Annotated in this window: 12 protein-coding genes; 3 read left to right on the top strand and 9 right to left on the bottom strand. The window is 73.4% G+C overall.

The features are described 5' to 3' along the window. Positions 1-28: 28 nt before the first annotated feature. Complete coding sequence (locus AB0C69_RS27040; RefSeq protein ID WP_360358015.1) at positions 29-931, bottom strand: RNA polymerase sigma-70 factor; 903 nt, start codon at positions 929-931, stop codon at positions 29-31. Positions 932-1,129: 198 nt separating this feature from the next. Between AB0C69_RS27040 and AB0C69_RS27035 the strand changes: the two genes are divergently transcribed. Beyond that, positions 1,130-1,606, top strand: a complete 477-nt coding sequence (locus AB0C69_RS27035; protein WP_360358014.1) for a carboxymuconolactone decarboxylase family protein — start codon at positions 1,130-1,132, stop codon at positions 1,604-1,606. 90 nt (positions 1,607-1,696) lie between these two features. On the opposite strand, the gene AB0C69_RS27030 is transcribed toward AB0C69_RS27035, so the two are convergent. Further along, the gene (locus tag AB0C69_RS27030; protein WP_360358013.1) at positions 1,697-2,119 is read right to left on the bottom strand and encodes a VOC family protein; all 423 of its coding nucleotides are present in this window, start codon (positions 2,117-2,119) and stop codon (positions 1,697-1,699) included. Positions 2,120-2,224: 105 nt separating this feature from the next. On the opposite strand from AB0C69_RS27030, the gene AB0C69_RS27025 reads away from it, so the two are divergent. Beyond that, a complete protein-coding gene (locus tag AB0C69_RS27025; protein ID WP_360358011.1) occupies positions 2,225-3,211 on the top strand; it encodes a WYL domain-containing protein in 987 nt (328 codons plus the stop codon). Positions 3,212-3,239: 28 nt separating this feature from the next. Here the strand turns inward: AB0C69_RS27025 and AB0C69_RS27020 are convergent, their stop codons facing one another. Continuing rightward, entirely contained in the window at positions 3,240-3,758 is a 519-nt protein-coding gene (locus tag AB0C69_RS27020) for a MarR family transcriptional regulator (RefSeq protein WP_345181851.1), read from the bottom strand. Positions 3,759-4,160: 402 nt separating this feature from the next. On the opposite strand from AB0C69_RS27020, the gene rox reads away from it, so the two are divergent. Then, entirely contained in the window at positions 4,161-5,588 is a 1,428-nt protein-coding gene (rox, locus tag AB0C69_RS27015; RefSeq protein ID WP_345181853.1) for a rifampin monooxygenase, read from the top strand. Positions 5,589-5,635: 47 nt separating this feature from the next. Here the strand turns inward: rox and AB0C69_RS27010 are convergent, their stop codons facing one another. The 6 genes from AB0C69_RS27010 to AB0C69_RS26985 all read right to left on the bottom strand — a co-directional run bounded on the left by AB0C69_RS27010 (position 5,636) and on the right by AB0C69_RS26985 (position 11,772). Beyond that, positions 5,636-7,006 (bottom strand): Tm-1-like ATP-binding domain-containing protein, encoded by a 1,371-nt coding sequence (locus AB0C69_RS27010; protein WP_360358008.1) that lies wholly within the window; start codon positions 7,004-7,006, stop codon positions 5,636-5,638. Next, positions 7,003-7,899: an ABC transporter permease gene (locus AB0C69_RS27005; RefSeq protein ID WP_360358006.1), complete on the bottom strand. Its 897-nt coding sequence runs from the start codon at positions 7,897-7,899 to the stop codon at positions 7,003-7,005. The genes AB0C69_RS27010 and AB0C69_RS27005 overlap by 4 nt, the downstream gene beginning before the upstream one ends. Continuing rightward, on the bottom strand, positions 7,892-8,995 hold the full coding sequence (locus AB0C69_RS27000; protein WP_360358004.1) for an ABC transporter permease: 1,104 nt from the start codon (positions 8,993-8,995) through the stop codon (positions 7,892-7,894). Before AB0C69_RS27000 ends, AB0C69_RS27005 begins: the two co-directional genes overlap by 8 nt. Further along, entirely contained in the window at positions 8,992-10,557 is a 1,566-nt protein-coding gene (locus tag AB0C69_RS26995) for an ATP-binding cassette domain-containing protein (RefSeq protein WP_360358002.1), read from the bottom strand. Before AB0C69_RS26995 ends, AB0C69_RS27000 begins: the two co-directional genes overlap by 4 nt. Before the next feature lie 7 nt (positions 10,558-10,564). Then, positions 10,565-11,596 carry a BMP family ABC transporter substrate-binding protein gene (locus tag AB0C69_RS26990; RefSeq protein WP_360358001.1) on the bottom strand — a complete coding sequence of 344 codons (1,032 nt, stop codon included), beginning with the start codon at positions 11,594-11,596 and terminating at the stop codon, positions 10,565-10,567. Between the two features lie 101 nt (positions 11,597-11,697). Further along, entirely contained in the window at positions 11,698-11,772 is a 75-nt protein-coding gene (locus AB0C69_RS26985) for a hypothetical protein (RefSeq protein WP_360358017.1), read from the bottom strand. Between the last annotated feature and the right edge of the window lie 11 nt (positions 11,773-11,783).

Below are 11,783 nucleotides of genomic sequence, written 5' to 3'. Positions count from 1 at the left end.
GGCCGACGCCGCGCGGCCGGGATCAGGGTCACCGGCGCAGCGCGGTCTCCCGCTCGACCCAGGACAGTTTCTCGGGGTTGCGCACGGCGTACAGGCCGGTGATGAGGCCGTCGTCCATGCGCACCGCGAGGACGGTGTCGACCTCGCCCTCGACGCGCAGGACGAGCGCCGGGTAGCCGTTGACCTGCACCGGCTCCAGCACCGCCGCGACCATCGTGCTCAGCCGCCCGGTGGCCAGCACGCGGGCCACCGCGTCGGCGCCCACGATCGGCTCCAGCGCGGCCTGGACGACGCCGCCGCCGTCGCCCAGCAGGACGACGTCCGGAGCGAGCTTGTCGAGCAGGCCCTGCAGGTCGCCGCTCTCGACCGCCCGCTGGAACGCCCTGAGCGCGTCGTGGGTCTCGGCCGGAGAGACGGCCCCGCGCGGACGGCGGGCCGCGACGTGCGCCCGCGCCCGGTGGGCGATCTGGCGGACCGCGGCCTGCGTCTTGCCGACGGCCTCGGCGATCTCGTCGTAGCCGAGGTCGAACACCTCGCGCAGCACGAACACCGCCCGCTCGGTCGGCGCGAGCGTCTCCAGCACCAGCAGCATCGCCATCGAGACGCTGTCGGCCAGTTCCACGTCCTCGGCCACGTCCGGCGCGGTCAGCAGCGGCTCGGGCAGCCAGGGCCCGACATACGACTCCCTGCGGCGGCGCAGCGTGCGCATCCGGCCGAGCGCCTGACGCGTGGTCATCCGGACCAGGTAGGCGCGCCGGTCGCGCACCTGCTCCAGGTCGACGTCCGCCCACCGCAGCCACGTCTCCTGCAGGACGTCCTCGGCGTCGGCGGCCGACCCCAGCATCTCGTAGGCGACGGTGAACAGCAGGTTGCGGTGCGCCACGAACGCCGCGGTGGCCGCGTCCACGGCCGGTTCGCTGTGCTCGCTCATCGTCGTCGCTCCGCCTTTCGCGGTTGATCGTGTCACACGCAGAAAGGTGCCGGCCGCCGCCCGTCTGTGACAGCCCCGGCGTGTGGCCTGCACCACATCGCCCGCCCGTCACAGACGTCGGGCCACCGGCATCTCCATGGTCGTCCGATGCCGCGCCGACGATCGCGCGGCCCGCACCACACCAGTGAGGACCCAGTCATGGAAACCCGTGTGAACCTGTTCGGCAGCCCTGTCGTCGCCAAGGCCCTGGGGCACTACGGCGCGACGGCCCCCGTGCTGATCAACGAGTCGGCGCTGCCGGCCGCGACCCAGAACCTGGTGATGCTGCGCGCGAGCCAGATCAACGGCGACGGTTACGCCACCGACGTCCACGCCAAGAACGCCGCCAGCGCCGGAGAGACCGCCACCCGCCTCAACCTGGTCGCGGCCTGGCGCGAGTCGACCGTGTTCACCGACGCCGAGCGCGCCGCCCTGGAACTGACCGAGCAGGGAACCCGCATCGCCGACGGCGCCGGCGGCGTCACCGACGAGGCGTGGGCCGACGCCGCCCAGCACTACGACCACGACCAGCTCGCCGCCCTGGTGGCGTTCATCGCCCTCATCAACGCCACCAACCGCTTCGCCGTCATCACCCGGCAGCGCGGCGGCGGCCACGAGCCCGCCCCGGCCGCCTGACCCCGCACCCCCGGACGACGAAGTGACCGGGCACCCAGGTGCCCGACGGCACGCCCCGGCAGCCTCCACCCCGCTGCCGGGGCCTCGCCGTCAAGCCGGCTTCCCGGCCAGCACCTCCAGGTAGTGCGGGTTGGTCATCACGCCCAGCACGTTGCCGAACGGGTCGACCACCGACGCGGTCACGAACCCCGTGCCCTCGCCCCGCTCGGTGATCTTCTCGTGCAGCGCCGCGCCCATCGCCAGCAGCCGCTCCACCGCCGCCTCCAGATCGTCCACGTGCCAGAACATGACCGCCCCGCCCGGACCCGCCGGCGGCCCCCCGGGACGGAACCGGGCGTCGACCAACCCCAGCTCGTGCTCGTAGTCGCCCACCCGGAACTCGTAGTAGGCGGCACGGCCGTCCGGGCCCGCGACGCGGTAGTACGGCTGCGTCCCCAGCAGCTCGGCGTACCAGTCCTTGGCCGCCTCCACGTCGTCCGCCCAGAAGTTGATGGTGGCGAATCCCCGCAGCATGTCGTGCCTCCGATCCATCGGAACCGGACGTTCCGACCCGATGCAGGCAACGCTAGACGGCCAATAGGTCACCCAAGGTCCTATTGGCGCGGCAGGATGGACGGCATGCGTGATCCGTCCGGACGGCTGCTCCAGCTGCTGTCCCTCCTGCAGACGCCCCGCGAATGGTCGGGCACCGAACTGGCCGCGCGGCTCGGCGTCACCGCCCGCACCATCCGCCGCGACATCGACCGCCTGCGCGACCTCGGCTACCCCGTCCACGCCACCCACGGCAACACCGGCGGCTACCGGCTCACCGCCGGCGCCGCGATGCCGCCGCTGCTGCTGGACGACGACGAGGCCACCGCGATCGCGATCGGCCTGCGCACCGCCGCCGCCGGGGCCGTCACCGGCATCGAGGACGCCTCCCTGCGCGCCCTGGCCAAACTCGACCAGGTCCTTCCCCACCGGCTCCGGCACCGCGTCGCCGCCCTCACCGAGGCCGCCGTGCCCCTCCCCCCGCAGGACGGCGCGCCGCCCCCCGCCGACCCCGCCGTCCTGGCGCTGCTCGCCGCCGCCTGCCTCGCCCGCGAGAAGATCCGCTTCACCTACACCGCCGCCGACGGGCGCGGCACCCGCCGGCTGGCGCAGCCCCACCGCCTCGTCACCGCCGGCCGCCGCTGGTACCTGGTGGCCCACGACGAGGACCGCGCCGCCTGGCGCACCTTCCGCGCCGACCGCGTCACCGACCCGCACCGCACCGGCATGCGCGGCCCCGAACTCCACCTGCCCGGCGGCGCCGACCCCGCCTCCTGGGCCATGGACACCCTGGCCGGCGGCTCGGGCACGATCCGGGCGCGGCTGCTACTGCACGCCCCCATCGAGGAGGCCGCCGAGCACGTCACCGCCTGGCAGGGCGTCCTGGAACCCGCCGACGACCGCACCTGCCTCCTGCACACCCGGTCGGACTCGATGCGCTTCCTGGCCTACCGCGTCACCCTGCTGCCCGTCGACTACACGCTGCTGGACCCGCCCGAACTCGCCGGCCACCTGGCCGCCATCGCCGACCGCGCCACCCGCGCCATCCGCGACCTGACCGCCGCCGAGCCGTGAACCGCCCGCGTGCGCGCGGCCGGGGACCTCAGCGCTCGCCGGGCGCAGAGCCGAGGGTCGTATCGCCGAGCGACTCCAGCAGCGTCCGCAGGGCGGCCGCCAGGCGCCCCCGCTCGTCCGGCGACAGCGCCGCCAGCAGGCGCTCCTCGTTGGCGACGTGCAGACCGACCAGCTCGTCCACGATCTCCAGGCCGCGCGGCGACAGCCGGATCCGCACCGACCTGCGGTCACCGGTGTCGCGCACCCGCTCCACCAGGCCCTTGGCCTCCATCCGGTCGATCCGGTTGGTGATCGCCCCCGAGGTGACCATCGCCGACCGCAGCAGCGCACCCGCGGTCAGCTCGTAGGGGGCGCCGTGCCGCCGCAGCGTCGCCAGGACGTCGAACTCCCAGCTCTCCAGCCCCCGCGCGGCGAAGAACTCCTTCAGCTCCCGCCCGAGCAGCGACTGCGCCCGCGAGATCCGCCCGACGACGCCCATCGCCGACACGTCCAGGTCGGGACGCTCGCGGCCCCACTGCGCCAGGATCGCGTCCACCGCGTCCGCCATGTCCCGCCCTCCCGCGACAATCTCAACGTTGAGATTATCAATCAGGACAGGCGCCGGCGCTGAGGTCGACCATGAAGCAAGTGGCACCTGGCGGAGCGTGGGCGCGGAACCGGACTGGAGACGCGGCGCACCGCACGCGCGGTGAGAGGTGTGCGGCGGCGGTGCTCAACATGCACGGGCCTGGGTATCCGGGAGGAGGAAGGCGTCGACGCGCCCCCTCCATTTTCAACTTATAGCGGACCGGGGGGCTTGCGGCAAGGCCCCCGTCGTGCCGCAGAATCGTCGGCCGAGGCCAGTACCTGCGTGAACGGGGACGCGACCAGTGCGGCGCATCCGCGGGGAACCGGCGCGCGCGACCCGCGCCGGGGGACGGCCGAGAACCACTCTCGTGAATGGGGTTTCATGATCGACGTGATCGTGGTCGGCGGCGGGCCGACCGGCATGATGCTGGCCGGCGAGCTGCGGCTGCACGGGGTGCGCGTCCTCGTCCTGGAGAAGGACGAGGAGCCGGCGCCGTTCGTGCGCTCGCTCGGGCTGCACGCGCGCAGCATCGAGGTGATGGACCAGCGCGGCCTGCTGGAGCGCTTCCTCGCGCACGGCAAGACGTACCCGGTCGGCGGCTTCTTCGCCGCCATCCGCAAGCCCGCGCCCGAAGGGCTGGACACCGCCCACCCCTACGTCCTCGGCATCCCGCAGCCCGTCACCGACCGGCTGCTGGCCGAGCGCGCCGCCGAGCTCGGCGCCGAGATACGGCGCGGCAGCGAGGTCGTCGGGGTGAGCCAGGACGAGGACGGGGCGACCGCCGAACTGGCCGACGGCACGCGGCTGCGAGCGCGTTACCTCGTCGGCTGCGACGGCGGCCGCAGCACCGTCCGCAGGCTGCTCGGCGTCGCCTTCCCCGGCGAGCCCACCCGGGTCGACACGCTCCTGGGCGAGATGCAGGCCACCGCGCCGCCCGAGGAGATGGCCGCCGTGACGGCCGAGGTCCGCGAGACCGAGAAGCGGTTCGGCATCGGACCGCTCGGGGACGGCGTCACCCGCGTCATCGTGCCCGCCGAGGGAGTGGCCGAGGACCGCTCGGCCCCGCCGACGCTCGAGGAGTTCAAGCGCCGCCTCCGGGCGGTCGCCGGCACCGACTTCGGCGTCCACTCCCCCCGCTGGCTGTCGCGCTTCGGCGACGCCACCCGGCTCGTCGAGCGCTACCGGGTCGGGCGGGTGCTGCTGGCCGGCGACGCGGCGCACATCCACCCGCCCGTCGGCGGCCAGGGACTCAACCTCGGCATCCAGGACGCCTTCAACCTCGGCTGGAAACTGGCCGCCGAGGTCGGCGGCCGGGCACCGGAGGGACTGCTGGACACCTACCACGCCGAACGGCACCCCGTGGCGGCCGACGTCCTGGACAACACCCGCGTGCAGATGGAGCTGCTGTCCACCGAGCCGGGCCCCGTGGCCGTGCGGCGGCTGCTGTCGGAGCTGATGGACTTCGACGAGGTGAACCGGCACCTGACCGAGAAGATCATCGCGACCGGGATCCGCTACGACCTCGGCGGCGAGCACCCCCTCGTCGGCCGCAGGCTCCGGGACGTCGTCCTGAAGCGGGGCCGCCTCTACGAACTGATGCACGACGGCCGCGGACTGCTGCTCGACCAGACCGGCCGCCTGTCGGTCGCGGGCTGGGAGGACCGCGTCGACCACGTCGCCGACACCAGCGAGGAACTGGACGTCCCCGCGGCCCTGCTGCGGCCCGACGGCCACGTGGCATGGGTCGGCGACGACCAGGACGGCCTGCGCGGCCCCATGGCCGAATGGTTCGGCGCCCCCACCGCCTGAACGGGCGCGCGCCCGCACCTGCTCACCGACCGGCCCGCGGCCAAGCGCTATCGGATGCTCCGGGACCGGCGGCGAGCCGAAGGTCGAGACGGTGAAGCAGCAGGACCATCGCCGCTCCGATGACCGCGAGGCCGGCCGTGTCGAGCGGATCGCGGGTGTGGGAGACGAGGCCGAAGACGGTGTGGGCGACGAGCGCTCCGGTCGCGGCGGCCAGCCGGTGACGGGCCGTCCACCCGTCCGCCCCGCTCCACCGGCGCAGCGCCCAGCCGGCCGCCGCGGCGGTCGCCGCCGCGGCGGCCATCGGCAGCGGCGCCCACGCGCGGGGCAGGAACGCCGGATGGTGCGCCCCGGCGAAAGGGGCCTCCCGGCTCCGACAGGGCGGACGTCCCGCCGGTGGGCAGCAGCAGCGCGACCGGTCCGCGCGCAGCCGACAGCTTCGCGCCGAGGCGCGCGCCGAGGACGGCGGCCTCCCGCGGATCGGTGCGCATCAGCGTCGCCGTCGCGTTGTGCGAGTAGAGCCGCCGCCCCCGGTACGCTTCCGGCACGGTCTCGGGTGCCCCGAAGTTGACGACGTCCAGCGCTCCGGTCGACACGACCTGCGGGGTCCCCCGCCGGCCGGCGGCGACCAGGCGGCCGGGCCCCGCACTCGCCACGCCGCCGGCGAGGTCGTCGGCCAGCTCCGTCGTCGTCAGATCGAGCACCCCTGACAGCCATCCGTCCTCGGCCAGCGACTCCAGCGTCCTGCCGCCGAGCCCGTTGGCGTGGAAGACCAGGACGTCCAGGCCTCGTGACTCCAGCACCCGGCAGGCGCGCGACACGCCGGCGGTCGTCACCCCGAACATGCTGGCGGCCACCATCGGCTTCCCGTCGCCGCCCGTCGCCGACGGCACCGGCCGTCCCAACTGGGCCGCCAGCATCGCCACCGACCGTTCGAGGACGAAGCGGCTCACCGTGTTGAGCCCGGCGATGTCCACGATGGAAGGGACCAGCAGCAGATCGCTGGCTCCCACGTGGGGACGGGTGTCACCGGAGGCCATCGTGGTGACGATCATCTTGGGCACGCCCAGCGGCAGGGACCGGAATCCCGGCGCCAGCACGCTCAGCGCTCCCGAACCGCCCATGCCGAAGGCCGCGTCCACCTCGCCGGCGTCTCGCAGGGACCCCAGCAGGGCGGCCACCCCCTCGGCCATGGCGGCCAGGGCCTCCGCCCGGGTGGCGAGCGCGGCGATCTCACGGCGGTCACGGCCCGCGGCCCGCGCCACCTCCGAACGGGTCACGTCGGGCCGGATCCGCGGCTCCCCGCGAACACCCGCGTCGACCAGCAACGGCCGCAGGCCGGCGTCCGCCAGCAGGTCCCGGACGTAGGCGTACTCGACGCCCTTGGTGTCGAGCGCCCCGACGAGGACGACCCGGCTCACAGCGTTCGCTCCATGATCACTTCCGGCTGCTCTCCCCGGCGCCGCTTGATCACGACCGTGGCCGAGATGGCGGCGATGGTCGCCGCGTAGGGCAGCATGAGCACGAACTGCGGCGGCAGGACCCCGTTGAAGTCCAGCTGCGACTGGATGCCGAAGGCCAGCGCGGACCCGAAGAACACAGCCGCCACCGACACCCCGACCGGGGCCACCCCACCGAGCAGGACCGCCGCGAAGGCGAGGTACCCGCGGCCCTGCGCGATGTTGTCGGAGAAGGACCGCACCTGGGCCAGCGACAGCTCTGTACCGGCCAGCGCGCACAGCAACCCGGCGACCTGCAGCGCCGCCATCCGGTAGAGGTCCACCGGGACGCCGGCGCTGCGCGCCGCGAACGGGTCGCTGCCGCAGGCGCTGAGCTTCAGCCCGGCCCGGGTCCGCCGGATCGTCCACCACGACAGCCAGGTCAGCCCGAACGCCGCGAAGGTCAGCACCGACAGGCCGCCGAGCGGCCCGCCGACCGCGCCGAGCGGCCGCGGCAGCCCGACGGGCGACTCGATGGCAGCCTCGGTGTCGAAGAAGGCCACCAGGGCGTAGCCCGTCGCACCGGCGGCGGTCATCGACAGGCCGAGCCCGACGATGAGCACGTTCGCCTTGAAATGCGTGACCAGCACCCAGAACAGCAGCGACAGCAGCAGGTTCACGGCGATGGCGGCGCCCACGGCCGCGAGAACCGACCCGGTGCGGATGGCAGTGGCGGTCGCGACGAACGCGCCGCTGAGCATCAGCCCCTCCAACCCGAGGTGCAGGATGCCGCTGCGCTGGGCGAACAGCCCGGCGAGCGCCGCCAGCCAGATGGGCGTGGCGGCCTGCAGGCAGGTCACCAGGAAGTCAGCCACGGGAGTTCACCACCTCCGGATCGCGGTGGGCGGGCCCACCCGGCGGATCACCGGCCTGGGCCGCGGCCCGCGTTCGCCGGCGTCTGAGCAGGGCGGGCACAGTGGAGACCGTGATCCACAGGGCGACCATCCCGTTGAGCATGTCGAGACCCGCCTGCGGCAGGTCGCTCACGACCGGCAGGTAGATCGTGGCGGCGCGCAGCGCACCGAAGAACACCGCGGCCAGCAGCGTGCGGAGCGGACCGAACGTGCCGACCAGCGCCACGATGACCGCCATGAAGCCGACCATCGGCGAGAACCCGACCCGCAGGCTGCCCGACGGGCCGTAGGCCTCGACGGCGCCCGCGAGCCCGGCCGCCGCACCGCTCAGCGCGAAGACCACCAGGCCGACCCGGGAGGCACGGATTCCCATCCACTGCGCCATCACCGGGTTGCGTCCCACGAGGCGGATCTCCAGGCCCAGCCGCGTGCGGCCGGTCAGGACCACGGCGCCCGCCATGAGGAGGCCGCACAGGACCAGCAGGGCGGGCGAGACTCCGCTGCCGTCGCTGAGCCGGAAGGCCCCCGGCAGCTGATCGGTCGTGGCCGCCTGGCCCGTGCCGTCGCGGCTCTTCAGCGGGCCGGTGCAGACCCACTCCAGGACCAGCACGGCGATGAAGTTCATCATCAGGCTGGTGACGACCTCATCGGCGCCGAGCCGCGTCCGCAGCAGCCCGGGCACCAGCGACCACAGCGCCCCGAGCGCGATCCCGACCGCGAAGGCGCACGGGAGCACCACGAGCACGGGACCGTCCCGCCACACCAGGCCGAGGGCGAGCGAGCCGATCGCCCCGACGTACATCTGTCCCTGGGCGCCGATGTTGAAGTAGCCGGCCTGGAAGGCGAGCCCGACTCCGAGCGCGATGATGAGCAGAGGAATGGCCCAGCGGATCGTCTGCGTCCATGCGGCCGGCGAGCCGACGCTGCCGTCGACCGTTCCCGCGATGATCGCCTCCACGTCATAGCCGGACAGGGCGAATATGCCGAGGACCAGCAGCAGGGACACACCGATCACCGCGACGGGCCGGGCCGCGGCCGGCCTTGGCCGAAACCTCACGCGGCCTCACCCCTCACCATGGCGCCGCCCACTCGATCCAGATCGAACGGCCGGTCGAACTCGGCCACCACGCGCCCGGCGAACATCACCAGTACGCGATGGCACACCTCGAACATCTCCTCCAGGTCCGCGCTGACGATGAGGACGGCGGCGCCGGACGCCGCGGCGTCCACCAGCGCCGCCCGCACGTCACCGGCCGCGGCGATGTCCAGCCCGCGTGTCGGGTGCGCGGCGATGAGAACCCGCACGTCACCGGTGATCTCGCGCGCCAGGACGGTCTTCTGGACGTTGCCGCCGGACAGGTTCCCGGCCGGCTGGGTCTCGGTCCGGTAGGCGACCCGCCAGCGGTCCAGCGCCTCCCGGCACCGTTCCCGCAGGGCCCTCGGATCGAGCATCAACCCGTCCCCGACGCGCCGCGGGGCGGCGTGGTTCTCCCACAGGGCGCTGCTGAGGCTGACCCCTTCCACGTTGCGTTCGAAAGGGATGATGCGCAGGCCGCGGTCGCGGCGCCGCCGTACCGAGGCCCCCGAGATGTCGGAGCCGGCCAGGGACACCGTCCCGCCGCGCAGCGGCGCCATCCCGACGAGCGCCTCGACGAGGCTGCGCTGCCCGTTGCCCTCGACGCCGGCGATCCCCACGATCTCTCCTGCGCGGATCTCCAGCGACACGTCGGTCGCGGCCGCGTCGTGCGACCCGGACCGCGCGGTCAGCCGGGTCGTGCTCAGCACCGCCGGCGCGTCCGGGGCGGGTTTCGCGACGGTCGGCACCTCCCTGGCCGAGGCGTCGCCGATGATGGCCCGCGAGACGTCCGACGGCTCCAGGTCGCCGATGGGCGTCGGCTCCAGGACGAGCCTGCCGGCCCGCAGCGCGGTGACGGTGTCGGCGACCGCGAACACCTCGTCCAGCTTGTGCAGCACCACGATCACGCACAGGCCCGCGGCGGCCAGGTCGCGCAGCCGGTCGAACAGCCCGCGCATCGCGGGTGGCGGCAGAACCGCCGTGGGTTCGTCCAGGACCAGCACGCGGGGGCCGGAGGCGAGGGCGCGGGCGATCTCGACCGCCTGCATCGTCTCGATCGGCAGCCTGCCGATCAGGGCGTCCGGGGCGACGGCGGCTCCCCCGTCCTCCAGGAGCGTCCGCGCCCTGCGGTGCAACGCGGCCTTGGAGAAGCCGCCGAGGGGGCGGCGCTCGTCGTTGAACAGTTCCAGTGCCTGGGCGACGGTGAAGTCCGAGGGCAGCGCGAAGTGCTGGTGAACCAGCTCCACGCCCTGTCTGCGTGACTCGGCGACGTTCCCTCCGGCGAGCAGGTGCTCTCCCACCCGGACGGTGCCGCCGGAGGGTTCGACCAGCCCGGCCAGCACCCGCGCGAAGGTGGTCTTGCCGGCGCCGTTCTGGCCGACGATGGCGTGCACCTTGCCCGGTGCGAAGGTCCCGCTGACTCCGTCGAGGGCACAGAAGTCACCGAAAAGTACCGAGACGTCCTGGCAGGTGACGGGTGCTCCGGCGCGTTGCGGACCGCCCGCCGCGGCGGGTCCGGTTCTCTCGTGTGATCGGGCTCGCATGGCCCGCTCACACGTTGCCGGTGTTGACGGGCACGTCGACGGAACCGTCGACGATCTTCTGCTTGGTCTCGCCGACCTTCTGGAACGCCGAGTCCAGGTCCGGGGCCCCGGCGCCGGGCCGGAACATCTTGGCGCGTTCCAGGAAGGTGCCGTCGTCGGCGAGGCCCGCTTCGCTGCCACCGGGCTTCCAGGTCCCGTCGGCGATGGTGAGCACCCGCTTGGCCATGGTCGCGCCGTAGTGCTGCGACGCGACCGCGATCACGCTGGTAGCGGTCTGGGCGCTCTCCGCGTTGTCGTAGATGACGAAGGTCTTGGCCTGGTCGGCGGCCTTCACGACGCCGACCGAGGAGCCGCCCGCGTAGGCGAGGACCACGTCGACCTTGTTGTTGAACATGGTCTGGGCGATCTGCTGGCCCTTCACCGGGTCGCCGAACGACCCGACGAACGCGCTCTTGACGGCGATGCCGGCGCGGGTGGCCTTCGCCCCCGCCTCGAAGGCGTGGTAGTCGGCGTTCAGCGAGGGGATCGCGGTTCCGCCGATGAACCCCACGACGCCCGTCTTCGACACGGTGGCGGCCAGCACGCCGGCCAGGTACGAGGGGCCCTGCGTGTCGAACGAGACCGTCTGGACGTTCGGCAGCTCGGGCTTGTACGGGTCGGAGTAGATGTGCACGAACCTGGTCTTGGGGAAGTCGGGCGCCACGGTCTTGAGTACCTGCGTGAAGTCCGAGAACGACACGACGATCACCGGCGTCCCCGACTGGGCCAGGCTGCGCAGCGTCGACTCGTGCGAGGAGGGGTCGGGCGCGGCCACGTGGCGGGTGGTGTAGCCGGCCGCCTTCAGCGTGTTCAGACCGGCGATCAGGTTGTCGGTCGGCCCTCCGTCCCCGGCCTTCTGCGGGGTGACGAGCGCCACCGACTTCTCGTCTCCGCCTCCCCGCTTGTCTCCGGTCCCGCATCCGGTGAGCGCGAGAGCCGATGCCAGGCTCGCGGCGACGAGGAAACGACGGCGGTTCAGCGGCCCTGTTCCGAGACGCATAACAGGCTCCGTTCTGTCGGCCCGTTCACCGACACGGTCCTCCGTCCACCGGGTCCTGCGCCCGGCGGTTCTGCGAACGTACACGGCTGTCATCTTGGTGTCTAGAGGAAGTCCGGGCGGGGCGCCCACACGGCCCGGGCCACCGGCAGCCGGGGCAGCGGCTCGGGGGGTGTCACCAGGTCGATCT

This window comes from Actinomadura sp. NPDC048032, assembly GCF_040653175.1.
Classification (GTDB): Bacteria; Actinomycetota; Actinomycetes; order Streptosporangiales; family Streptosporangiaceae; genus Spirillospora; species Spirillospora verrucosospora.
The sequence above is the reverse complement of the archived record's forward strand: the minus strand, read 5'-3'. Positions and strand labels throughout refer to the sequence as shown.

Coding starts and splice junctions, on each gene's coding strand:
- rox (WP_345181853.1), top strand. CDS start 4,161: ATGATCGACGTGATCGTGGTCGGCGGCGGGCCGACCGGCATGATGCTG.
- AB0C69_RS27040 (WP_360358015.1), bottom strand. CDS start 931: ATGAGCGAGCACAGCGAACCGGCCGTGGACGCGGCCACCGCGGCGTTC.
- AB0C69_RS26995 (WP_360358002.1), bottom strand. CDS start 10,557: ATGCGAGCCCGATCACACGAGAGAACCGGACCCGCCGCGGCGGGCGGT.
- AB0C69_RS27025 (WP_360358011.1), top strand. CDS start 2,225: ATGCGTGATCCGTCCGGACGGCTGCTCCAGCTGCTGTCCCTCCTGCAG.
- AB0C69_RS26990 (WP_360358001.1), bottom strand. CDS start 11,596: ATGCGTCTCGGAACAGGGCCGCTGAACCGCCGTCGTTTCCTCGTCGCC.
- AB0C69_RS27035 (WP_360358014.1), top strand. CDS start 1,130: ATGGAAACCCGTGTGAACCTGTTCGGCAGCCCTGTCGTCGCCAAGGCC.
- AB0C69_RS27030 (WP_360358013.1), bottom strand. CDS start 2,119: ATGCTGCGGGGATTCGCCACCATCAACTTCTGGGCGGACGACGTGGAG.
- AB0C69_RS27020 (WP_345181851.1), bottom strand. CDS start 3,758: ATGGCGGACGCGGTGGACGCGATCCTGGCGCAGTGGGGCCGCGAGCGT.